The sequence below is a fragment of the Streptosporangium amethystogenes subsp. fukuiense genome (assembly GCF_042665875.1).
GTDB classification, from domain to species: domain Bacteria; phylum Actinomycetota; class Actinomycetes; order Streptosporangiales; family Streptosporangiaceae; genus Streptosporangium; species Streptosporangium fukuiense.
On record NZ_JBHTEE010000001.1, the window covers coordinates 3,727,511 to 3,750,635 of the forward strand.

21 protein-coding genes are annotated in these 23,125 nt (G+C 71.4%); 3 read left to right on the forward strand and 18 right to left on the reverse strand.

All coding sequences use genetic code 11. The features are described 5' to 3' along the window. Positions 1-164: 164 nt before the first annotated feature. The 8 genes from ACFQVD_RS15670 to ACFQVD_RS15705 are packed head-to-tail and all read right to left on the reverse strand — an operon-like array spanning position 165 to position 9,293. Positions 165-1,343, reverse strand: a complete 1,179-nt coding sequence (locus ACFQVD_RS15670) for an acyl-CoA dehydrogenase family protein (RefSeq protein ID WP_343963853.1) — start codon at positions 1,341-1,343, stop codon at positions 165-167. An 8-nt stretch (positions 1,344-1,351) separates the two neighbouring features. Beyond that, complete coding sequence (locus ACFQVD_RS15675; RefSeq protein ID WP_343963851.1) at positions 1,352-2,215, reverse strand: MaoC/PaaZ C-terminal domain-containing protein; 864 nt, start codon at positions 2,213-2,215, stop codon at positions 1,352-1,354. A gap of 1 nt (position 2,216) precedes the next feature. Next, the gene (locus ACFQVD_RS15680) at positions 2,217-3,119 is read right to left on the reverse strand and encodes an SDR family oxidoreductase (RefSeq protein WP_343963849.1); all 903 of its coding nucleotides are present in this window, start codon (positions 3,117-3,119) and stop codon (positions 2,217-2,219) included. A gap of 54 nt (positions 3,120-3,173) precedes the next feature. After that, a complete protein-coding gene (locus ACFQVD_RS15685; protein WP_343963847.1) occupies positions 3,174-4,328 on the reverse strand; it encodes a thiolase C-terminal domain-containing protein in 1,155 nt (384 codons plus the stop codon). Continuing rightward, on the reverse strand, positions 4,325-4,747 hold the full coding sequence (locus ACFQVD_RS15690) for a Zn-ribbon domain-containing OB-fold protein (RefSeq protein WP_343963845.1): 423 nt from the start codon (positions 4,745-4,747) through the stop codon (positions 4,325-4,327). Before ACFQVD_RS15690 ends, ACFQVD_RS15685 begins: the two co-directional genes overlap by 4 nt. Position 4,748: 1 nt before the next feature. Then, positions 4,749-5,876, reverse strand: coding sequence for an acyl-CoA dehydrogenase family protein (locus ACFQVD_RS15695; protein WP_343963843.1), 1,128 nt, complete (start codon positions 5,874-5,876; stop codon positions 4,749-4,751). A 29-nt stretch (positions 5,877-5,905) separates the two neighbouring features. After that, entirely contained in the window at positions 5,906-8,092 is a 2,187-nt protein-coding gene (locus ACFQVD_RS15700) for an acetate--CoA ligase family protein (RefSeq protein ID WP_343963841.1), read from the reverse strand. Position 8,093: 1 nt separating this feature from the next. After that, positions 8,094-9,293: an acyl-CoA dehydrogenase family protein gene (locus tag ACFQVD_RS15705; RefSeq protein WP_343963839.1), complete on the reverse strand. Its 1,200-nt coding sequence runs from the start codon at positions 9,291-9,293 to the stop codon at positions 8,094-8,096. Between the two features lie 140 nt (positions 9,294-9,433). On the opposite strand from ACFQVD_RS15705, the gene ACFQVD_RS15710 reads away from it, so the two are divergent. Together ACFQVD_RS15710 and ACFQVD_RS15715 are read left to right on the forward strand one after the other, a co-directional pair. After that, positions 9,434-10,402 (forward strand): zinc-binding dehydrogenase, encoded by a 969-nt coding sequence (locus tag ACFQVD_RS15710; RefSeq protein ID WP_343963837.1) that lies wholly within the window; start codon positions 9,434-9,436, stop codon positions 10,400-10,402. After that, positions 10,399-11,145 (forward strand): enoyl-CoA hydratase/isomerase family protein, encoded by a 747-nt coding sequence (locus ACFQVD_RS15715; RefSeq protein WP_343963835.1) that lies wholly within the window; start codon positions 10,399-10,401, stop codon positions 11,143-11,145. The genes ACFQVD_RS15710 and ACFQVD_RS15715 overlap by 4 nt, the downstream gene beginning before the upstream one ends. 15 nt (positions 11,146-11,160) lie before the next feature. On the opposite strand, the gene ACFQVD_RS15720 is transcribed toward ACFQVD_RS15715, so the two are convergent. The 4 genes from ACFQVD_RS15720 to ACFQVD_RS15735 form a co-directional block, all read right to left on the reverse strand. After that, on the reverse strand, positions 11,161-12,393 hold the full coding sequence (locus tag ACFQVD_RS15720; protein ID WP_343963833.1) for an MFS transporter: 1,233 nt from the start codon (positions 12,391-12,393) through the stop codon (positions 11,161-11,163). Between the two features lie 76 nt (positions 12,394-12,469). After that, complete coding sequence (locus tag ACFQVD_RS15725) at positions 12,470-13,183, reverse strand: nitroreductase family protein (protein ID WP_343963831.1); 714 nt, start codon at positions 13,181-13,183, stop codon at positions 12,470-12,472. Next, on the reverse strand, positions 13,183-14,067 hold the full coding sequence (locus tag ACFQVD_RS15730) for an SDR family oxidoreductase (protein ID WP_343963859.1): 885 nt from the start codon (positions 14,065-14,067) through the stop codon (positions 13,183-13,185). The genes ACFQVD_RS15725 and ACFQVD_RS15730 overlap by 1 nt, the downstream gene beginning before the upstream one ends. A 2-nt stretch (positions 14,068-14,069) precedes the next feature. After that, positions 14,070-15,266, reverse strand: coding sequence for an acyl-CoA dehydrogenase family protein (locus ACFQVD_RS15735; RefSeq protein WP_343963829.1), 1,197 nt, complete (start codon positions 15,264-15,266; stop codon positions 14,070-14,072). Positions 15,267-15,371: 105 nt separating this feature from the next. Here ACFQVD_RS15735 and ACFQVD_RS15740 point away from each other — a divergent pair, with 105 nt between their 5' ends. After that, a complete protein-coding gene (locus ACFQVD_RS15740) occupies positions 15,372-15,746 on the forward strand; it encodes a VOC family protein (protein WP_343963827.1) in 375 nt (124 codons plus the stop codon). Between the two features lie 41 nt (positions 15,747-15,787). Here ACFQVD_RS15740 and ACFQVD_RS15745 read toward each other — a convergent pair whose 3' ends face one another. The 6 genes from ACFQVD_RS15745 to ACFQVD_RS15770 all read right to left on the reverse strand — a co-directional run bounded on the left by ACFQVD_RS15745 (position 15,788) and on the right by ACFQVD_RS15770 (position 23,114). Then, on the reverse strand, positions 15,788-16,837 hold the full coding sequence (locus tag ACFQVD_RS15745) for an MBL fold metallo-hydrolase (protein ID WP_343963825.1): 1,050 nt from the start codon (positions 16,835-16,837) through the stop codon (positions 15,788-15,790). Beyond that, positions 16,827-17,393 (reverse strand): flavin reductase family protein, encoded by a 567-nt coding sequence (locus ACFQVD_RS15750; RefSeq protein WP_343963823.1) that lies wholly within the window; start codon positions 17,391-17,393, stop codon positions 16,827-16,829. The genes ACFQVD_RS15745 and ACFQVD_RS15750 overlap by 11 nt, the downstream gene beginning before the upstream one ends. Continuing rightward, positions 17,390-18,970: a class I adenylate-forming enzyme family protein gene (locus tag ACFQVD_RS15755; RefSeq protein ID WP_343963821.1), complete on the reverse strand. Its 1,581-nt coding sequence runs from the start codon at positions 18,968-18,970 to the stop codon at positions 17,390-17,392. The genes ACFQVD_RS15750 and ACFQVD_RS15755 overlap by 4 nt, the downstream gene beginning before the upstream one ends. A gap of 146 nt (positions 18,971-19,116) precedes the next feature. Next, a complete protein-coding gene (locus ACFQVD_RS15760; RefSeq protein ID WP_343963819.1) occupies positions 19,117-21,366 on the reverse strand; it encodes an acetate--CoA ligase family protein in 2,250 nt (749 codons plus the stop codon). 219 nt (positions 21,367-21,585) lie between these two features. Continuing rightward, positions 21,586-22,584, reverse strand: a complete 999-nt coding sequence (locus ACFQVD_RS15765; RefSeq protein ID WP_343963817.1) for an LLM class flavin-dependent oxidoreductase — start codon at positions 22,582-22,584, stop codon at positions 21,586-21,588. Then, positions 22,584-23,114 carry a VOC family protein gene (locus tag ACFQVD_RS15770; RefSeq protein ID WP_343963814.1) on the reverse strand — a complete coding sequence of 177 codons (531 nt, stop codon included), beginning with the start codon at positions 23,112-23,114 and terminating at the stop codon, positions 22,584-22,586. Before ACFQVD_RS15770 ends, ACFQVD_RS15765 begins: the two co-directional genes overlap by 1 nt. Positions 23,115-23,125 lie beyond the last annotated feature (11 nt).

Consider the following 23,125-nt stretch of genomic DNA (forward strand, 5'->3'; position numbering starts at 1 on the left):
AAGCACCTTCGTTTCATGGTCGGCGGAATACCATGAACGGCGGCGGTCCTCGCCGTCGCACGTGCGCACCACGGTGCCGGACGGAGCTGGGAACCGGCTTGCAACCGACTGGGAAAGCCGGCGGGGCACCGGGAACCTGTCCCGGTGCCCCGCCGGTGTGCCGGTCATCGGTAGGCGGGCATCCCGGTGATCGCCTCGCCGAGGACCAGGGTGTGGATCTCGTGCGTGCCCTCGTAGGTGGAGACCGACTCCAGGTTGGTCATGTGCCGGATCACCGGGTACTCCAGCGTGATCCCGTTCGCGCCGAGACAGCCGCGCGCCTCGCGCGCGACGTCGAGGGCCTGCCGGACGTTGTCCAGCTTGCCGAAGCTCACCTGGGCCGGCACCAGCCTTCCCGCGTCCTTGAGCCGCCCCAGGTGAACCGCCAGCAGGATCGACCGGTTGACGCTGACCGCCATCTCGGCCAGCTTCCGCTGCACCAGCTGGAACCCGGCCACCGGCTTGCCGAACTGCGTGCGGGAGAGGCTGTACTCCACGGCCGCCTCGTAGCACGCCCGTGCCGCGCCGGCCGCGCCGAACAGGATCCCGAACCTCGCCTCGTTCAGGCAGGACAGCGGGCCCTTCAGTCCCACGACGCCGGGCAGCACCGCGTCCCCGGGCAGCCGCACGTCCTCCATCACCAGTTCGGAGGTCACCGAGGCCCGCATGGAGAGCTTCCCGTGCACGTCCCGGGTGCTGAACCCCGGCGTGTCGGTGGGGACCACGAAGCCCCGCACGCCCTCCTCCGCTCGGGCCCACACCACGGCCACATCCGCGATGCCGCCGTTGGTGATCCACATCTTGGTCCCGTTGAGAACCCAGTCGGAACCGTCCCGGCGGGCCGTCGTCCGCATGCTGCCCGGGTCGCTGCCGGAGTCCGGCTCGGTCAGCCCGAAGCACCCGATGGCCTCCCCCGCCGCCATCCGCGGCAGCCAGGTCTCCCGCTGCTCCTCCGATCCGTAGGCGCGAATCGGGAACATCGCCAGGGACCCCTGCACGGACACGAAGCTGCGCAGGCCGCTGTCACCCGCCTCCACCTCCAGGCAGGCCAGGCCGTAGGAGACCGCGTTGGTACCGGCACAGCCGTAGCCGTCCAGGTGCATGCCGAGCAGCCCCAGGGAGCCGAGCTCCTTGGCGATCTCGCGCGGGAACACCCCCCTCTCGTACCAGTCGCCGATCTCCGGCAACACCCGCTCCCTGACGAAACGGCGGACCGTGTCGCGGATCTCCCTCTCCTCGGTGTCGAGCAGCGAGTCGACGTCGAGGAAGTCGTACGGATCAAGTCCGGCGGAACGCTTGTTCACTTCGTGCCTCACATGTTGCCAAGTCGGGACGCGTCGATCCGCGCGACACCTCGGTCGATCACCACGGTCCCGTCCGCGCGGACGGTCTGGAACATCACGTCGGCCCCGTCCAGCCACAGGCGGACCTCCAGGGCCTCCCCGGGGACGACGATGCCGCGGAACCGGCCGCCGATGGCGGTGAGCAGATCCGGATCGCCGCCGCAGGCGGCCGCCACGACGGCCCTGCCGGTGAAGCCGTACGTGCACATCCCGTGCAGGATCGGCCGGTCGAACCCGCCGCGGGCCGCGAACGCGGGATCCGAGTGCAGGGGGTTGCGGTCACCGGTCAGGCGGTACAGCAGCGCCTGTTCCGGGCGGGTCCGGTAGCGCACGATCTCGTCCGGAGAACGTGTCGGCGGCTTCCAGTCGTCGGCGGACCCCCGGGGGCCGCCGAAGCCTCCCGCGCCCCGGATGAAGGCGGCCGACCGGGTGGAGAACATCGGCGCGCCGGAGGTGGGATCGACCGCGCGGACGCCGGTCCACACGATCGCCCCGCTGCCCTTGTCATGGATCGCCAGCACTTCGGCGGTCAGTCTCGCCCGGCCGGAGACGGCCAGCGGGGCCGCCAGTTCCAGGTGCTGCTCGGCGTGGAGCAGCCGGGCCCTGTCGTACGAACCGATGTCCGGCCTGGAGACCCGCTGGCCGAGCAGCGCGCCGAAGGTCGGCAGCACCCGCTGGCGCAGGTTCTCGCTGTTCTCCGTGGTCACCGAGAGCTCGGCGCCCGGGTCCTGCCCGGCGCCGATCGAGACGGCGTAGAGCAGCGCCTCGTCGGATCCCCAGGAGACGTCCACCGGCTCGCTGGTCCGGCCGACCGAATCGAGGTCGAGGGCCATGTCAGGCTCCGTCCAGCTGGGGCAGCCGGGGGTTCCGCACGGACTGGGCCAGCAGCTTGCGGACCGCTCCGTCGATCTCCTCGGCGTGCCACAGCCGGGGCAGCTCCGCGGTGGGGCCGACGTTCCAGCCCTCGTACACGCTGAGCAGTCCTCCGCTGGACCCGAAGACCTGCCCGGTGACACCGGCGGACCGCTCGCTGCCCAGCCAGGCGACCAGCGGCGAGATGGCGGCCGGGTCGTAGGGGTCGAAGTCCCCCTCGGGCTCGGCCATCAGCCCCTCGGTCATCCGGGTGCGCGCTCCGGGAGCGACCGCGTTGACGGTGATCCCGTACGGAGCGAGTTCCATGGCCGCGATCACGGTGAAGCCGGCGATGCCCGCCTTGGCCGCCCCGTAGTTGGTCTGGCCGATGTTACCGAGCAGGCCGGACGAGGACGAGGTGTTGACCAGGCGCGCGGACAGCTTCTCGCCCGCCTTGGCGCGCGCCTTCCAGTGCCGGGCGGCTGCGCGGGACGGCGCGAAGGTTCCCTTCAGGTGGACCCTGATGACGTCGTCCCACTCCTCCTCGGTCATGTTGGTCAGCGTGCGGTCACGCACGATGCCGGCGTTGTTCACCAGCACGTCCAGGGTGCCGAACCGGTCGACGGCGGTCTGCACCATGGCCTCGGCCGAGGCCATGTCGGCGATGTCGCCGTGGTCGGCGACGGCCTCGCCGCCCATCGCCTCGATCTCCGCGACGACCGCGTCCGCCGGCGTGCGCGAACCACCCGCGCCGCCGCGCTCGACACCCCGGTCGTTGACGACCACCTTGGCGCCCTGGCGGGCGAACTCCAGCGCGTGGAAGCGGCCGATGCCGTTGCCCGCACCGGTCACGATCACCACGCGTCCCTCACACAACCGCGACATCCGTCCTCCTGTTCACATGTTTCGACAATCATGTTTCGACAACGGGGTGGCGCCTCAGGCGGCGGCGACCTCTTCCGCGCCGAGCACCAGGACGCCCGCGCTCATGAACGAGCCGCCGTTGCCCAGCACGACGCTGGTCCGCACCCCGTCCACCTGGGCCGCCGCCTCCCCGCGTACCTGGCGTACGGACTCGCAGATGGCGAACATGCCGTACATCCCGGTGTGCGTGTACGCGAGACCGCCGCCGTTGGTGTTCATCGGAAGTCGTCCGCCGGGGGCCGTGTGCCCCTCCTCGACGAATCCGAAGGACTCCCCTCGGCCGACGAAGCCCAGATCCTCCAGCCCGTACAGCGGGACGTGCGCGAAGGCGTCGTAGATCATCAGATGGTCCACCTCGGAGTGCGAGACCCCGGCCTCCGCGAACGCCGCGCGGCCGGCGTCCCGGAACGCACGGGACGACGTCAGGTCCGCCATCTGCGAGATGGCCGACGACTCTCCCGCCTCACCGGCCCCCAGCAGGTACACGGGAGGTTTCGGCCCGTCGGCGGCCCGTGCCGCGGAGGTGACCACCACCGCGGCGCCGCCATCGGTGACCAGGCAGCACTCCAGCAGGTGGAGCGGGTAGGAGATCATCTTGGAGGACAGCACGTCGTCGACGGTGATCTCGTCCCGCAGCTTCGCCCGTGGGTTGAGGGCGGCCCACTTCCGCTGGACGACCGGCACCATCGCCAGCTGTTCCGGCGTCATGCCGTACTGCTTCATGTAGCGCAGCACCCCGATGGGGAACGTCGACGGCGCGAAGACGCCGCCGTAGGGCACCTCGAACTGCCCGCGCATCGACTGCGGCGCGGGGGCCCACGGCTGCATGCCGACGCGGGACCTGCCGGACTCGCCGTGGGTGATCAGGACCGTCTCGCAGAGCCCGGCCATGATCGCGGCGGCGGCGTGCCGGACGTGCAGCATGAACGACGTCCCGCCGACCATCGTCCCGTCCAGGTAGGAGGGGTTGATACCCAGGTAGTTGGCGACGTCCAGCGGGCTCTCTCCCGCACAGGCCACCCCGTCGACGTCCGCGACGCCGAGCCCCGCGTCGCGCAGCGCGGCCAGCCCGGACTCGGCGTGCAGCTGCAGCGCGGACTTGTCGGGGATGCGCCCGAGCTGCTCGGACTCGGCGGCTCCGACGATCGCGACCCTGCCTCGGATGCTCATCGGCCACCGCCCGCCGGCTGGAACTTCGGAACGGCGACGTCACCGTGCTTGTCGAAGACGACCTCGAGGTCCATGTCGAGGACGAGGTGCTCCGGGTCGTTGGGAACCCCGACGATGTTGGACATGAGTCTTGGACCCTCCTCAAGCTCCACCACCGCCACGGCGTACGGCCCCTCGCTCTCGAAGCCGGGCGACGGCCGGTGGGCGATCAGGTAGGAGTGCAGTTTTCCCCTGCCGGTGGCGGTGAACCACTCGATGTCCGACGAGGAGCAGAAGGGGCAGACCGAGCGCGGGTAGAGGAACGCCTTGCCGCACGGGACGCATCGTGGCAGCCGCAGCTCACCGGCCGCGGCGCCGTCCCAGTACGGCCGGGTGTCGGGGGTGGGCTTCGGCGCCTGCTTCCCCTCGTTGCGGGCCACCTCAGACCCCCACCCGGACGGCGAGCTGCTCGCGGTGCAGGTCGGAGTCTCCGAAAAGGTGCTGGGAGGCCTTCGCCCTCTTGAAGTAGAGGTGGGCGTCGTGCTCCCAGGTGTAGCCGATCCCGCCGAGTACCTGGATCATCTCTCCGGTGATGGCCGTGTAGGCGTCCGAGCAGACCGCCTTCGCCACGGAGGTCGCGACGGGCAGGTCCTCCGCGTCGTCGGCGACCGCGGCCGCCGCGTAGTACGCCGCGGAGCGCGCCGCCTCCAGGTCGAGCAGCATGTCGGCGCACTTGAACTTGATGGCCTGGAAGCTGCCGATGGGGACGCCGAACTGCTCGCGGACCTTGGCGTACTCCACCGCCACCTCCAGGGACCGTGCGGCACCGCCCACCTGCTCGCAGGCCAGGCCGGCGGCCGCGATGCCGAGGGTCGCGTCCAGCACCTGCCGGGCGCGGGCCCCCAGGGCGACAGCCCGGCCGCGGGCGTCGGCGAACGTCACCGTCGCCAGCCGCCGGGTCATGTCCAGCACGGGTACCTCCTCGGCGACGACACCCGCCTCGCGGGTGTCCACGGCGAGCAGCACGGTCTCGCCCTCCTCGCCACCCGCGACCGAGGCCAGGACGAGGAGCAGGTCCGCCTGGACTCCGTCCGTCACGAACGACTTGGTCCCGGTGACCCGCCAGCCCTCGCCGTCGCGTACCGCGCTCACCCGGGGGCGCGTGGCCCGCCAGTCCCCGTCCGCCTCGACGTGGGCCAGGCTCGCGATGGCGTCGCCGGCGGCGATGCGGGGCAGCCAGTCGCGGCGCAGTTCCTCGTCGTCGCCGAACAGCAGGGCGTTGGCCGCCACGATCACGGTGGACAGGTAGGGCGAGCGCAGCAGCACCCGGCCCATCTCCTCCAGCACCACCGACTGCTCGCGGAAGCCGTAGCCCGCGCCGCCGTACTCCTCGGGAATCGCCATCGCGTGCAGTCCGAGGCTCTCCGCCATCAGCTTCCAGAGCCCCACGTCGTAGGGCTCCTCGGACTCCAACTCCGCCCGCAGCCTCTCGGTGCTCGCGTGCTCGGTGAGCAGGCGACGCACACCGGCGCGCAGTTCCTCCTGCTCGGCCGTGAATCCAAGCCTCATTGCCGTCTCCTTATGCTTCCTGGTGAGTGTCACGCCGGCCTACCGACCACGAGGGCGTCGAGGGCCTCGACCACCGTCCCGTCGACCCGCATCGGGTTGACCTCCACTGAATCCCAGCCGTCACCCCAGCCGAGTGCCGCGTCCGTCAATGCCAGGACCGCCGCGACCACGGCGTCGACGTCGCCGGCCGCACGGCCTCGTACTCCCCGTAGCAACGCCGCCCCCCGGAGCCCGCCGAGCATCTCGGTGACGTCTCGCGCGCTGACCGGCAGTGGCCGTATCGCCACGTCCGCCAGTACCTCCACCAGCACGCCGCCGAACCCGAGGACGAGAACGGGTCCCCAGACGGGGTCGCGGTTGATGCCGACGATCAGCTCGACGCCACCGGGGCGGAAGGGCGCGACGAGCACGCCGTCCAGGCGCGCCTCCGGCACCCGGGCGGTGACCGTCGCCATCAGGCCGGTGTACGCCTCGGCCACCGCGTCGTCACCCTCGACGTCGAGGACGACGCCACCGACATCGGACTTGTGGGCGATGTCCGGTGAGCAGATCTTCAACACCACCCGGCCGCCGAGCAGCCGTGCGGCCTCCACCGCGCCGGCCGCGTCCGAGACGAGGCGGTAGGGCATCACCGGTACGCCGTGGCCGGCCAGCAACTCCAGCGCCCGCGCCTCCGACAGCGGGCCCTCCGGCAGCGGCATCTCCGCCAGGGGTGCGGACGACGTCGGCCGGGCGGCGGCGCCGGTCCGCTCCTTCCCGCGCAGCCGTTCTCTGCCGCCCGTGTAGCGCATCGCGTTGGCGACGGCGCGCAACCCGACCTCGACTCCCGGCAACCTGACGAGGTCGAGTTCCGCGAACAGCTCCCGGGCGAAGTCGCTGAGCCCGACGCCCACCTCGTCCTGGAGCAGCACCGGGACGTCGAGCCCCTTGACGGTGTCCGCGATCGCCGCGAAGTGGGCGCGGGTGAAGTCGGGGTCGGCGGGTTGCTCGGGGGGCGCGACGAACGCCTGGAACAGCAGCAGGTCGTAGTGCTCCGCCCCGGTCCTGCCCATGACGGCGGCCGCGTCCACCGGCAGTCTCGGGTTCACCGTCGCGTAACCGGTGACATCGAGGGGGTTCTGCACGTGGGAGAAGGCCGGCAGCAGGGAGCGGAGCTCCTCCAGCGCCTCGGGTGGCAGCCGCGGCAGGGTCATCCCCTCGTCGGCGGCCTTGTCCGCCACCAGCTCGCAGCTTCCGCCGGACGCCGAGACCACGCCGAGGCGGCCACCGCGCGGCCGCACCCCGCGGGAGAGCAGCTCGGTCGTCGCGACGAACTCCTCCATCGAGGAGACCTCGACCACGCCGAGCTCCCGCAGCACCGCGGACGTCACCGCGGAGTCTCCGGCCAGCGCCCCGGTGTGCGACATCGCCGCCTGCCGGGCCACCTCACTGCGCCCGACCGGGAGCACCACGACCGGCCGGTCGAGTTCGAGCGCGCGCTCCGCCAGCGCCCGGAAGCCCTCGGCGTCCCTGAACGCCTCCAGGAACAGGCCGATCGCCCCGGTCTCCTCGCTCTCGACGAGGTACCGCGCCACATCGGTGGACGAGAGCGTGGCCTCGTTCCCGGTGCCCGCCAGCATGCCGACCCCCACGCCCCAGGCTCTGGCGAGGGAGAGCAGCGGCTTCATCAGGCCGCCCGACTGCAGGACGAACGAGGCGCCGCCGGGGTCGGGCAGGTTCGGCAGCGCGAGGCCGAACGGTACGACCTGGTGCCGCACGTCCACGTAACCACTGCCGTTCGGTCCCAGCAGGTGGATACCGGTCTCCCGCACCGCCGCGGCGAGCTCGCGCTGCAGCGCCCGGCCGTCGTCCGTCTCCCCGAATCCCGCGGTGAGCACGACGGCGCCGCCGATCCCGTTCGCGGCCGCCTCCCGCAGGAGGTCGGGAACGGTGTCGCGCGGGGACATGATGTAGGCCAGGTCGACCGGTTCCCCCACCGCGCTGAGGGAGGCCGCCGCCGTGACGCCGTGCACGGTCGCCCGTGAGGGGCTGACGCAGTGCACCGCGATCCCCGGCGAGTAGCGGCGCAGGTTCTCGAAGGCGTTGACCGACCACATGGAACGTTCCGTCGCACCGACGAGGGCGACCGACCGTGGCCGGAAGAGGGTGCTCAGGTCCGGCGTCGCCCGCGCCGCCTCCGACCGCGCGCCGCCGGTCACGTTGTCGAGGATCGCCACGCTAGGACGACCTTGGCAGGCCGAGTACGCGTTCGGCGACGATCCGGCGCTGCACCTCGCTCGTTCCCGCGAAGATCGTCTCAGCGCGGCTGGTGAGGAACGTCTTCTGCCAGCGCCCCACCTGGTAGCCGTCGCCGGAGGGGCGCACCAGCGCCTCCGCGCCCTCGATGTCGATGGCGATCTCGCCCAGCCTCCGGTGGTACTCGCTCCAGACCAGCTTGGTCAGCGACGCCTCGGCGCCCAGTTCCTCGCCGGAGGCGAGCGTGGCGAGGACTCGCTGGCCGGTGGCCTTCATGACGTGTACCTGGCAGTAGGCCCAGGCCAGTTTCTGGCGGATGAGCGGGTCGGAGTCCCGGCCGAGTTCCCTGGCCCGTTCGACCAGGGCCTCCCACTCCTTCTCGTACTCCAGGTGCTGGACGGCGGCCACCGCGCCGCGCTCGCTGCCGAGGGTGGTCATCGCGGACCGCCACCCGTTGTTGAGGCCCCCGATGACGTTGAACAACGGAGCTCGGGCGCCGTCGATGTACTCCTGGGAGAACGCGTCCTCACCCGACATGGTGATCAGCGGCCGCACCGTGATCCCGTTGTCCCTCATCGGGACGAGCACGTAGGAGATGCCCTTGTGCTTGGGGGCGTGCGGGTCGGTCCGGCACAGCAGGAACAGCGTGTCGGCGAGATGTGCCCGGGATGTCCAGATCTTCTGCCCGGTGATGACGATCTCGTCACCCTCCACGACTCCCTGGGTGGCGACGGCGGCCAGGTCCGAGCCCGCGTCGGGCTCGGAGAAACCCTGGCAGTACCTGTCCTCGCCGCTGACGACACGCGGCAGGAAGTACGCCTTCTGCTCGGGGGTGCCGTGCGCGAGGATGGCCGGACCGGCGAGGCGCTCCCCCATCCCCCGGGTCACCCGCGGCATGTCCGCACGTGCGAACTCCTCGGCGAGGACGGCCATCTCCAGGTCGTCCAGTCCACGGCCGCCGTACTCCACGGGCCAGTGCGGACAGACCAACCGGGCTTCCAGCGACGCCTTCTCCCAGGCGAGGAAGTCCTCGTAGAGTGGTGACCCGGGGTTCCGCCAGGCCTCGCGCTCCAGCTCGTACTCGCCCTTCGACGCGAGTGCCGGCCGCCGATGCTCGTTCAACCACTGTCGCAGTTCGGCGCGGAAGTCCTCGAGCCGTTTATCGCCGAAGTCGGTCGTCATCCAATCCTCCTCAGCACAGACGCTCACACAACGATGGTGTGGAATCCCTCGAACATTCGAGGCGTTGAATATCCAGAATCGTACCGGCCAGTTGGTATGATGTCGAGAACTTTCTCCTCGACCGCCCAGGGAGCCCCCCGATGCTCGCCGCATTCGCGCACGCCACGTCGGCCGACGACCCCGTCAGCGCCCTGTCCGTCGGAGAGCGCCCCGAACCGATACCGCCGGACGGCTGGGTGCCGATCACGGTACGGGCCGCCTCGCTCAACCACCACGACGTGTGGACGCTGCGCGGTGCCGTCACTCCGGCAGGCGGCCTTCCCTGCGTGCTGGGCACCGACGCGGCCGGGGTGGACGACGACGGCAACGAGTACGTGATCCACGGAGTCCTCGGCGACCCCGCGCGCGGTCGTGGTGACGAGACCCTCGACCCGGAACGGTCCGTGCTCTCGGACGCGGGGCACGGGACTTTGGCCGCGCGAATCGTCGTCCCGCGCCGCAACCTGGTCCCGAAGCCCGCCGAGCTCTCCTGGGCCGAGGCGGCCTGTCTGCCCACCGCGTGGCTGACCGCCTACCGCATGCTGTTCACCAAGGCTCGGGCACGGCCCGGTGACCGGGTGCTGGTGCAGGGCGCCGGAGGCGGGGTGGCCACGGCCGCGATCCTGCTGGCCCGCGCCGCGGGACTGTGGGTGCGCGTGGTCACGCGGGACCCCGCCAAGGCCGACCGGGCCGCCGAGCTCGGCGCGCACGAGGTCGTCATGTCCGGAACACGGCTTCCGTCCGACTGCGACGTCGTCCTCGACACCGTGGGGCAGGCCACCTGGAAGTCTTCTCTCGGCGCGGTGCGCCCGGGCGGCACCGTGGTGCTCTCCGGCGCGACCACCGGCTTCGACGCGCCGACCAACCTGGCCCGGCTCTTCTCCCGGCAGATCAACGTGCTCGGCTCGACGATGGGCACCCGGACCGAACTCGAGGACCTCATCGGGTTCCTCGTCGCCGGCGGCGTCCGGCCGCTGGTGGACTCGGTGGCGCCGCTCGACTCGGCCGGCGAGCAGTTCTCCCGGCTGCTCTCCGGCCAGGTGTTCGGCAAGGTCGTGGTCGAGCCATGAGCTACGTTCACGTCAGCCGCCGGGGATCGGCGTTGTGGGCACGTCTGGACCGGCCGGAGCGGGCGAACGCCCTCGGTCCCGAGATCGTCGCCGGGCTGACCCGGTGGCTCGCCGACGGAGCGGCCGACCCGGCGGTGCGAACCCTGGTCGTCACCGGAACCGGCAGGGCGTTCTGCCCCGGAGCCGACGTCCGGGCCTCCGCCGCCCTGCGGGACGCGGACTCCCGCCTGGCCTTCCTGGAGAGCGGACGCGATCTGATGACGGCGATCGAGGAGTCGCCGCTGCCGGTGATCGCCGCGGTGAACGGGGCCGCGTTCGCCGGCGGGCTGGAGCTGGTCCTCGCGTGCGACCTGGTGATCGCGTCACAACACGCGGTCTTCGGGGACCTGCATCTTCCCCACGGGCGGATCCCGGCCTGGGGCGGCTCCGCGCGGCTGGTCAGCGCGGTGGGAGCGGCGCGGGCGGCCCGGATGCTGCTCCTCGGTGAACGGTTCGGTGCCACCGAGATGACCGAGTTCGGCCTGGTGAGCCGGACGGTTCAGGACGACCTGCTGGTGGAGACCGTCGACGAGGTGGCGCGGACGCTGGCCGGATACGACCGGACCGCCGTGGCGGAGATGACCGCGCTCATCCGGTCGGTCCGCCGGCAGGCACCGCAGGAGGCGCTCCGGACCGAGTGGGCGCACTTCCGGCGGCACTTCACCGGCCACGGCGACCCCGGGGCCGTCACGATCCGCCGCTGAGCGGCCGAGCCGCGGTCACTCCCGGTGCTGCTCGCGCCGCACGGCGCGGCCGGTCAAGAAGGACAGCGCGAGCAGCCCGACCACGGCGAGGCAGACGAGCCCGGAGATCCCCAGGGCCTGCCGTGCTCCGGCAAGGTTGGCGAACCACCCGAAGACCGGAGCCCCCACCGGGACCCAGACGAAGAAGGCGACCACGTACAACGCCATCAGGCGCCCCTGGATGTTCGCGGGCGAGCGCAGCTGCAGCGCCGAGATGGCCGAGGTGCCGAACACCTGCATCGTCACGCCCGCGACGAACAGCCCGGCGGCCATGGCGGGCCCCGGCGGGAGCACGGACACCACCGCCGTCACCGCGGCGAAGACCGCCGACCAGACGAACAGGATCCGGTTGGTCGGCTCGGACCTCACCGACGCCGCGAGCCCCGCCCCCACGACGCCGCCGATCCCGATCATCGCCGTCAGCACGCCGAAGCTACCCGCCGCGTCCTTGTCCGTGGAGTCCACCAGCAGCGGGATGGCCAGTTGCAGGTGGGTCATGCCGATGCCGAGCATCAGCCCGCCCAGCAGCGGCACCAGATAGGCCGGCGCGTGCAGGTCCGCGAGACCCCGGCGCCCGCTCCCCGGCTCCTCCACCTCCGTCTCCTCACCACCGGGCAACGGACGCACCTTCAGCAGCGCGAGGCAGGACACCAGACCGAGCACCGCGACAACGGCGAACACCTCGGCGGTGCCGGAGAAGGCGATGAGGCCGCCGGCCAGGGCGGGACCGGCGACTCGCGCGAGCTGGAAGACGGCGCCGTTCAGCCCGACCGCCGCGGCCAGGAACCGGTACGGGACGAGCTGCCGGGGGTAGGCCAGCCGCACCGGCGCGTCCAGCGCTCCCGGGACGCCCAGCAGGACGGCGAAGACGTAGGCGATCGGCAGCGTCACGGCGTCACCGGCGATCAGCGCCGCCAGGACGACGCTGGCCACCACGACGACGCTCTGCGTCATCAGCATGATCCGGCGCTTGTCGAACCGGTCGCCGAGCGCGCCGCCGCTCAACCCCAGCAGGATCATCGAGATGTACTGCAGGCCGGTCACCACGCCGACCGCCACGCCGTCACCGCCGGAGATCTGGACGACGAGCCACACATGGGCCGTGCGGTGCATCCACATCGCGCCGTTGCCCAGCACCTGGGCGAGGGCGAACCAGCGATAGCCCACCACGGCGAGCGCCCGGAAGGGCGAACCGTGCTCGGTCGTCACGACGCCCGGCTCCACGGTGGCACGCGCCGTACCGTGCCGTCAGGGTCGCCGGCCGTCACCGCGTTCCGCATCGCGCTCACGCTCCGACCGGCGGCCGGTCCCACCCGTCGACGAACACGACGTCCTCCACCGGCCTGCGCGCCGCCGGACGGAAGTCGGTGCCGATGGTGTAGGCGACGGGCAGCAGCGCGCACTGGGTCACGCCATCCGGAATCCGCAGGATCCGGGTCACCGCCTCGGGCTCCCGCAGGTGCAGGGTGGTGATGATGGAGCCGAGTCCGCGCGACCGCAGCGCCAGCTGGAAGGACCAGACGGCGGGGAAGACGGAACCGTACACCGCGGCGGCGATCTTCGCGCTGCGGTTCGGGCGGGTGGCGCAGGCGAGCACCAGCCACGGCGCACGGCCCAGGTTCTCCGCGAGGTACGCGGCGCCTGAATAGACCCGGGCCCTGCGGCGGAGGGCCGCCTGCTCCAACGGCTCCGCCGGTGGATCGACCCGCATGGTGCCGCCCTGGAGCATCCCCGCCATCCGCGGCCCGACGTGAACGTCGAACAGGCGGCGGTACTCCGCACCGATCTGGCGGCGGACCTCGGGGTCCCCCACCAGGATGAAGCGCCAGTCCTCGGCGTCCCCGCCCGTCGGCGCCTGCAGGGCGGTACGGAGACAGTCGAGGACCGTCTCGCGCGGCACCGGCCGGTCGAAGTCGAGCCTGCGACGCACCGCCCGCGTCGTGGTGAGCACCGTCTCCAGGTCCGTGATCGGCAGTTCCGTCATCGACGTCCCGGCCATCACAGGTTGCCTCCCATGGGCTCCGGCGGCGCCGCCTGTCCCAGCAGCCTCTCGATCGTCACCCCGACCTCAACGGGATCCATCACGCCGTCGGGAACCACCGACGGACCGTGCCGCCAGGGTTCCGCCACGCCGAGCCGCCGCCCGGAGACCTCGAAGACCCTGCCCGTGACCTCGCGTGAGGAGGGGCCGGCGAGCCAGGTGACCACCGGCGAGACGTGCTCGGGCGCCAGCTCGTCGACCGCGCGCGGGTCCGTCACCAGATCCGAGGTCATCCGCGTGTAGGCGACCGGCGCGACGGCGTTCACCGTCACGCCGTAACGGGCCAGCTCCGCCGCCGCGATCATGGTCAGCGTCGCGATACCGGCCTTGGCCGCCCCGTAGTTCGCCTGTCCCGGCTTGCCGAACAGGCCGGACGGAGACGTCGTGTTGATGATCCTGGCGTCGACCTCGTCGCCGGCCTTGGACCGCTCACGCCAGTGCGAGGCCGCCCATCGGCTCAGCGCGAACGTGCCACGCAGGTGTACGTGCATGACGGCGTCCCACTCCTCCGCGGACATGTTCACCAGCATCCGGTCCCGAAGGATCCCGGCGTTGTTCACGACCACGTCCAGCCGGCCGAACTCGCCGACGGCCAACTCGACCAGCCGCCTGCTGGCGTCCCAGTCCGCGACGTCGTGCCCGCTGGCCACCGCCCGGCCGCCGAGGGCCCGGATCTCCGAGACCACCTCCTCCGCCACCGGGCTCGCCTGCCCGTTGCCGTCCCGGCCTGAGCCCAGGTCGTTCACCACGACGGCGGCACCGGCGGCGGCCAGCGCGAGGGCATGGCACCTTCCCAGGCCCCGTCCGGCACCGCTGATGACGGCCACCCGGCCCGCGCACATGCTCACTGACGCACCACTTTCCTGTCGATCTTCGGTCCCCACCACATGTGCCGGTCCTGGAGGCCGCGGGCGATGATGCCGAGCTGGATCTCCGAGGTCCCCTCCACCACGGTCAGGTTCCGCGCGTCGCGGTGGAACCGTTCCGCCGGATGTCCCGCGACGCTTCCCGCGGCACCGAAGATCTGCGTGGCCAGCCCGGACACCCGTACGGCGCACTCGGTGGCGTGCAGTTTCGCCACGGCCAGCTGTCCCGCCGAGTCCGGCCCGCCGGCGCCGCTCTCCACCAGGTCCGCGGCCCGGTAGGTCAGCAGCCTGGCCGCCTCGACGTCGGCGGCCGCCCGGGCCAGTTCCCACTGGATGCCCTGTTGCCGGATCAGCGCCACCCCGTTGACCTCGCGTGTCTCCGCGTGGCGCACCGCGTGCATCAGCGCCGCCTCGGCGAGACCGAGGCCCCGCGCGGCGACGACGGGGCGCATGGTCGCCAGCGAGCGCAGCAGCGGGCCGAGCCCGGTGATACCCGGCAGCACGGCATCGCCGGGAACGCGCACGCGGTCGAGTTCGATGTCCCCCAGGCTCATTCCCCGGACCGACGAGCGGGGGTGGAGCCGGAGGCTCAGTCCCGGGGCGTCCCGGTCCACGATGAAGGCGCGCAGCGCGTCCGGCCGCCGTTCGGCGGGGTCGGCCGTGGTCGCGACCACCACGTACCAGTCGGCCTCGGCCGCGCCGGAGATCCAGCTCTTGTGGCCCGAGAGCAGCCAGCCGTCGCCGTCCGGTTCGGCGCGGGTGGACACGCCCAGCACATCGCTACCGGCCTGCGGTTCGGACATGCAGAACGAGCCTCTGCTCCGGCCCTGCCCCAGGGGGATCAACCGCTCCCGTCGCTGTTCCGGCGTCCCGGCGAGGAGCAGGAACGCCGCGGGCAGCCGGGACAGCAGCAGCATCAGGCCCGCCGCGCCGGAGTACTGCGCCATCACCTCGGTGGCGTGAGTGAGCGCGACGATCCCCCGGGGGGCATGGCCTTCCGGACCGCCGAGCTCGGGCGGCAGGCTGAGAGCCAGCAGCCCTTCCGCGGCGAATCTCCGGTGGACGTCCTCGGGGTAGAGGCCGTCCGCGTCGATCCCGGCGGCCCGTGGCCGGACCGCGTCCACGGCGATCTCATGAAGACGGTCACGGAAGGAGTCGAAGTCTTGGAACATCATCACCTGTCCTTAGATACCGACCAGATGGTATGATCGTGTGCACATCCCCGTCAACGCCCGGACCGTGATCGGCCGGGCGGCCGTCAGGCCGAGAAGGAGCCCATCATGACCGTGGCCCCCCAGCAGAGTGGCGTGCTCCGCGGCATCGCCGTCGCGGTCCAGGACACCGCCGCCGCCGAACGGCTGCTGGGCCGGGTGACGGATCTCCCGGTCACCGTCCGGGACGGCGACCGCTGGACCGCGCTGGAGGCGGGCGGGCTCACCGTGGCCCTGACCGTGACCGAGGAGTTGCCCGGCGGCGCGGCGGTGAGCCTCAACGTCAAGGTCGCCGATGTCGCGGCCGCGCACGAGGAGCTGATCGCCGCCGGCGCGCTGTCCGTCATGGCACCGGCCCTGACCGCGCACGAGGAGCGGGCCGCGGTCAGGCTCGGCGACTCCGTGGTGCTCTCGGTCTACCGATCGCTCCCCCGGCAGGCCTGACCGGCGGGCCCGAGACCGGGCCGGGCACACCGCCCTCGGCCTCAGGAGTCCCGAGGCACCCAGCCCTCGGTGGACGCCCCGTTCCGGTCGAGTCGCGTCAGGCGGCCGAGCGTCTCGAGATGGACGAGGTGCGCCATGGTCTCCGCGACGGCGGCCCTGACCATCGCGGAACCGAACCGCTCCAGGGGCCGCGACCAGCCGATGCGCCGCGTCACCTGCCAGCCGGACACCCCGGGGTCCGCGCGGACCACCGACTCCACCTCGTCGAGGCGCAGGTCGTGGTGGCCGGCCAGGAAGTCGGTCCTCTCACGCAGTCCGGAGAACCGGTTCTCGTGCCCCGGCAGCACCTCCTCGACGTCGAGCGCGGCCACCTTTCGCAGGGAGGCCAGGAACTCGCCCAGGACATCCGCCTCCTCGGCCGGGTGCACACCGACACCCGGCGTGATCCGCGGCAGCACGTGGTCGCCGGAGAACAGCAACCGGTGCCCGATGTCGTACAGGCAGAGATGCCCCTGCGTGTGGCCGGGGGTCCATACCGCCCGTACCGACCACCCGGGCAGATCCAGCGTCGCCCCGTCGGACACTCCCTGGACCGGAGCGGTCCAGGACTCCTCGGACGAGGGGGCACTGGCGGCCAGCATCTCCTCGACCCGCGCCGGAGGCACGCCCCAGCGGGGGTAGGTGGCCTCAAGCGCTCGCCGGAAGTTCAGCGGGCCGCTCCTGCCGCCCCGCAGCCGCCCCGCCTCCAGTTCGTGCACCAGCACGCCGGCCCCCGACGCGCCCGCCACGCGGTAGGCGAGGCCGAGATGGTCGGGGTGGGCATGGGTGACGACCACCTTGCGCACCTCGTCAAGGCGCCACCCCAGGAGACTCAGTCCGTCTCGCAGGCTCCGCCAGGACTCCTCGCTGTCCCAGCCCGCGTCCACGAGCGCGACGCCGCCGCCCGCCAGTTCGAGGACATAGACGTTGACCGCCTGGAGCGAGGCGATCGGTATCGCGACCGGTATCGACCACAGGCCGGGACGGATCTCGGCCGGTCGCCAGTCGATCGGCCGCCGAGCCGCCGAGGCCAGGTCGGCCTCAGTCGACACTGAGGTACCGCCCACCGAGGAAGACCAGAGGCATCTCTCCGGTCCCCGTCTCAAGATGCGTCACCCTGCCGACGGCGATGCTGTGGTCGCCCGCCTGGTACTCGGCCTCCAGGTCGCATTCCACCCAGGCGACCACGCTCTCCAACCGCGGCGCGCCGTTGCCCGCCGCCGTCCAGGAGAGTCCACGGAACTTGTCGGGCTGCTTGCTCGCGAAGGCCGCGCAGACGTCCTCCTGGCCGGCCGCCAGGACGTTCACGCAGAAACGCTTCGCCATTCGGATCTTGGGCCAGCTCGTGGAGCTCTCACCGGGGCAGAAGGCCACCAGCGGGGGGTCCATGGACACGGAGGTGAACGTGCCGATCGCCAGTCCGACCGGCTGCCCGTCCGGCCCGATACCGGCGACCACCGCGACACTGGTCGGCACGTTTCCCAGCACCCGCCGGAAGTGCGCTCCCGGGATCGTCACGGACTGGGACGCCCCGGTGGGACGAGGCGCCTTCGCCACGCCGGAGGACCCGGCCTGGCACAACGATTCGGTCATCGGAACAGTCGTCATGCCGACTCCTTGCTGTCGTTCGCCCCGGAGGACCGGGACGCGTCCGAGGCGACAAGCGCCGCGCGCTGGACCTTTCCTGCCTCGCTCCGGGGCAGCGCGTCCACGAAGGCCACCTGCCGCACGCTCTTGAAGTGGGCGAGCCGCTCACGGCACCAGGCGACCAACTCGTCGGCCAGCGCCGTTCCCGCCGCCGTTCCCGCCGTCGGGACGACGAACGCCTTGGGCACCTCGCCGAGGCGGTCGTCCGCCACGCCGACCACCGCGATGTCGGCCACCGCCGGGTGCCGGCGTAGGACCCCCTCCAGTTCCCCCGGCCACACCTGGAAACCTCCGGTCTTGATGACCTCCCTGCTACGCCCCACCAGATACAGCACCCGGTCGGCGTCGACATAGCCGATGTCACCGGACCGGACCCAGCCGTTCTCCACGAGCGATGCCCCGTCACCGCCCGTGTCGACGTAGCCCTTGGTGCGCGTGGACTTCACCCAGATCTCGCCCTGCCTCCCGGTCTGCTGGGAGGCGCCGTCCTCGTCGCGGATCTCAAGCTCGACACCGTCGTAGATCCGGCCGACCGAGCCCGGCTTCCAACGCCCCTCACGAACGTCCCGGGCATTCCACCCGGCGACGTGGCCGAGCTCGGCGGAACCGTAGTTGGACATCACGATGACGCCGAACCTCTGCTCGAACAGGGTTTTCAGTTCGGGGTCCAGCCGCTGTCCGGCGACGAGCACCTTGCGCACCGAGGAGAGATCCGGCCGCTCGGTGGTGTGCGTCAGGTCGTACACCATGGTCGGCAGCAGGAACAGGTTGTCGACGCGGTACCGCGGCACCAGCCGCGCGATCCGGTCGACGGAGAACCGCTCGACCAGCAGCACCGTCCTGCCGACGTGCCAGCTGAACAACAGGGACTGGATGCCGCCGCCGTGGAAGAGCGGCAGCAGCACCAGGTTCGGCGGCACGGACTCGTCCACCAGCGCGTACAGCCCCTCCTCCGGCTGCCGTCCCCCCTTCTGCGCCCGGGCGAGGGTCGACATCGAGGCGTGCGTGCCGGAGTGGGTGACGGCCACGGCCTTCGGCATGCCGGTGGAGCCGCCGGTGAACAGCAGCAGTCCCTCGTCCTCTTCGGCCGGCTCGGGGGCCCTGACCGGCGGCGAGTCGCTCCCGGCGGAGCCACGAGCCGTCTCCCCCGCCGCCCGGACCACGTCAAGGGGGAGCAGCGGGACGCCGACGCCGTCCTCGGGGAGCTTCGCCGGGTCGGCGACCACCATGTCCGGCCCGGTCTTGGCGACGCACGATCGGACCTCGTCGAAGTTGTAGAGCCCGCTCATCGGGACCGGCACGAGACCGGCCTTCCAGCAGCCGGCGAGGCCGAAGACCAGCTCGGGGCTGTTGGCGAGGTAGAGGCCCACCCGGCTGCCCGGCGTCAGCCCATGCTCGACGAGGGCACGGGCGACCGCCGAGGCGGCCTGGTCGATCTGCCGGTACGTCCAGGTCCGGCCATCCTCATGGATGAGCCCGATGCGGTGTGGCGATCCGCTCGCCCGCGCCTCCAGGTCGTGTACGAGGTTACGCCTCAACTGTCCTCCTCGGCTGTTGGCACGGTGGCCGAACATCGTGATTCCGTTCCGCCGGCGGATCCGCCGCCCATGGGCCCTCCGACACCTCGGGTGAGCCACGGTCCGCTTCCGACGCCACTCCTTTTTAATACCGACTAGTCGGAATATTACTGTGTGCCGGACTCGCTGTCCACCTTCTCCGCCTCCGGCCGGGGGGCCCAGTCGACCAGCAGGTCCAGCGCCTCCACCCGGTCTCCGTGAACCCACAGCGGGTTCACCTCGACGGCGCGCAGCTCGGGGCCGAGGGTGGTCGCGAGCCGCTGCACCCCGTGGACGGCGGCCGCCACCCTTGCCAGGTCGGCGGGCGCCGAACCGCGAAAACCGCCGAGCAGCCGCGAGACGCGCAGCTCCGACAGCAGACCCGGGATGTCCCGCTCAGGCACCGGAAGCGGCCTGACCACGACATCCTCCAGCAACTCGGTCAGCACCCCTCCGGACCCCACGGTCAGCAGCGGGCCCCAGTTCGGATCGTTGATCACGCTGACCAGCAGTTCCACACCCGCCGGACGCATCGGGGCGACCAGCGCCCCGTCCAGCACCGCGTCGGGCAGCCGGCTCGCCACCTCGGCCAGCATCTTCTCGAAGGCGCTCCGCACCGCGTCGGGATCGCGGAGATCGAGCACCACACCCCCCACATCGGATTTGTGGGGCACGTCCTCACTGATCACCTTGAGCACCACGGGGAAGCCCAGCTCGGCGGCCGCCTCCGCGGCCTCGTCGGCCGTACGGGCCAGGCGGCTGGGAGGTACCGGCACCCCGCACTCGACCAGGAGTCTCTCCAGCTCGGAAGCGGCGGCACCGCTCACGGTGCCGCTCACAGTGCCGCTCACAGTGCCGCTCACAGTGCCGCTCACAGTGCCGCCGGTCACCGGCGCGACGGGGCTCCGGTCTCGCAGCGCGCGCGGCAGCAGCTCGGCATATCTGGCGGACCCGTCGAGCGCGTTCATCCCCGCTGCGATCCCGGGCAGGATGACCAGGTCGTTCTCCCGGACGATCTCCAGCGCGAACGGGCTCAACGCGAAGACCGCGCCGGTCTGGAGCACCACCGGCACCGGACTGTCCCTGATCGCCTGGGCGAGCCGCCCGAACCGGGCCCGAACCACGTCCTCGTCCGGTCCGGGCGCCGCCGGCAGCACCACGGACTGCAGGATCGTCACGTCGTAGTCGTCGGAGCCGTGCTCCGCCACCAGTCGTGTCGCGGTGAAGGGAAGGTCCGCCGCCTTGACCACGAACCCCGTCACATCCAGGGGGTTCTGGACGTCGGCGAAGGCGGGCATCTCCTCGACCAGCGCCTTGGCCAGGGGACCGGCGAAGGGAGGCAGCGTGAAGTCCAGCGGCTCGGCCGCGTCGGCGATCAGTTCGCACGCTCCCCCCGACGCGGCGACGACGGCGAGCCTGCGTCCGCGCAGCCCCCGGGGATGGCGGCCGAGCAGCGCCGCCGTCGCCACCAGATCCTCTATCGAACGCACCGGGACGACACCCAGGTCCTCCAGGGCCGCCACCGTGGAGGCGTGGTCGCCCACCAGGGCACCGGTGTGCGACAGGGCCGCCTCGCGTCCCAGTGACGAGCTGCCGACGTGCAGGGCGACGATCGGCTTGCCCCGCTCCGCCGCCCGCAGCGCGGTCGCCCTGAACGCCACGGGGTCGCGCACCGACTCCAGGAACACTGCGATGACATCCGTGGCCTCGTCGTCGACGAGGTGGCCGATCGCGTCGGTGGCGGTGATCACCGCCTCGTTCCCGGTGGTGACGAGCAGGCTCAGGCCCGTTCCCCAGCTCCGCGCCAGGCCGAGCACGTGGGTGGCCAACCCTCCGGACTGCATGACGACGCCCACCCGGCCGGCCGGCAGCCCGTCCGGAACCGGCAGGCCGAACAGCCGCACCCCGTCCGTGGCGTTCACGAACCCGCTGACGTTCGGGCCGAGCAACCGGGCGCCCCCGGCCGCGCAGAGCTCCACCAGACGTCGCTGTCGTTCCTCGCCTCTGGGACCCGCCTCGCCGAGACCGGCCGAGAGCACGACGAAGTCCCTGGTACCGGCCGCCAGTGCCTGCTCGACGACGTCCGCCACGTGGTCCGGCCCGACCATGACGAAGGCGAGGTCGACCGGCGCGTCCAGCGCGTCCAGGCTCGGCACGGCCCGTCGCCCGTGCACCGTGCCACGTCGCGGATTCACCAGGACGACGTCGTCGAGTCCCGCCGAGAGGTCCGTGCCCGCGAGAACGAGCCGGGTCCAGCCGGAGGACTCGCTCGCACCGATCAACGCCACCCGCCGCGGCGCGAAGAAACCGCCGAGGTCACGCGTCAGCGCCGCGTTCGGCCGCTCGGGGCCGCCGGGCGCATCCTTGCCAGCACTCATTCCGCTCCTCCTTCGAGTCAGTGGATTTCCCATTTTAGTACCGTCCGGTCGGTATGCCATTCCGGTCGGAGAGAACGTCCGGGAGAGGTTCCCCGCTCGCCGGGGCTGACCGGGTCGCGCGGCTCCGTCGTTCCGCAGGCGGGAAACCCAGGGCGACGAGAGCCGCGCCGACCGGGTGGGCGGCCATGGCGAACGTGGTCTCCGTGCTGCGAGGCACCGTCAGACGCCGGCCGGCCCGGCGAACCGCGGCATGACCTCTTTCGCGAACAGCTTGATGGACTCGACGGTCCGCTCGTGCGACGTCCCGAGCCAGTACGGCCGGGCGATGATGTGGTTCACCCCGGCCTCCTCCAGGCGCGAGATGCGCTGGGCCACGAAGTCGGGGTCACCCACGATGAACAGGTTCTCCCACATGTACTCGAACCTGTCCTTCTGGAAGGCGAGCTGCGGGTACTCGGCGTAGTTGAAGTACTCCCGCTCGACGTTCGGCCGCACGGTGTCCCTGGCCAGCTGTGTGGTGGGAGCACAGAACACGTTCACGATCATCGGATACTCGCGACCTTCACGTGACTTGCCGGCCTTGGCCAGTGCGTCGTCGTGGTTGGCCATGGCCTGCACGTGCCAGTCGGGCTTCGGCGAGTTACCCGGAATGATCCAGGCGTCGCCCAGCTCGGCGGCCTTCCGCACGGAGATCGGGCCTCCGGCCCCGATCCAGATCGGTGGACCTCCCCGCTGCAACGGCTTCACACAGATGGTGTCGTGCACGCTGTAGAACTCACCGTCGAAGTCCACCTTCTCGCCGGTCCACAGCGCGCGGATCAGCCGGATCTGCTCGTGCATCTTCCGGAACCGGTTGGGCTTGTCGATGTTCATGGCGGCGAACTCGTTGTTCCGATAGCCCGCCCCCACCCCCAGGACCAGCCTGCCGTCGGCCATGTGGTCGAGGGTCGCGAACTCCTCCGCGATGTGAACGGCGTGGTAGGCGGGAAGGATCACCAGACTGGTTCCGACGGTCATGTTGCCGGAGTGCTGGATCAGTTTCGCGACGACCGAGATGGTCTGCGGTGTCTGCAGGTTCGCGAGAAAGTGGTTGATGGCGAAGATCGAGTCGAACCCCTGCTCGGCGGCCAGCTCGGTCAGGTCCCACAGCTCGTAGAGCCGCCGGCGAAGGTCGTCCTCCGGCAGGTACTGGTGCGACGCCAAGATGCCGAACTTCATTATCGCTCCTGTTCCGGCGTGTCTGCTGACGCCGCTTCCGCTCGCCGTGCGGCCCTGAAGGCACGGACCTGCTCCGGGGTGGGCAGGCTGACGAACTCGACCTGGATCTGATCCGGGTCCTCGCACATGAACATCGTGATCGGGCCGTAGTTGTCCAGGACGCTGGTCGCCGGAGGGTGGTAGCAGTCCACCCCCATGCCGACCAGCCGGTCGTACACGTCCTGGATCTCGTCGGCCGGAACCTGGAAGGACAACGAGAAGACGCCCGGGTCGCCCGGCCGCTTGGGGCGGGAGTCCGCCGGCACCGGCAGGTCCCACTGGATCAGCTCCAGCTGCCCGATCCGTGTCGGCCCCTGGAAGTACACCGCCCTGCCGCCGGCACCGGGGGGTGTGCGCAGCCGCTCGTGCATCGTCTCGTTGCCCACCCGCATGTCCAGGGTCATCCGCAGCCCGAGCCCGTCGCGATAGAACGGGATGGACTTCTCAAGATCACGGACGCTGATCGCGACGTGGTGGATCTCGCCGACCATCGGCAACTCTC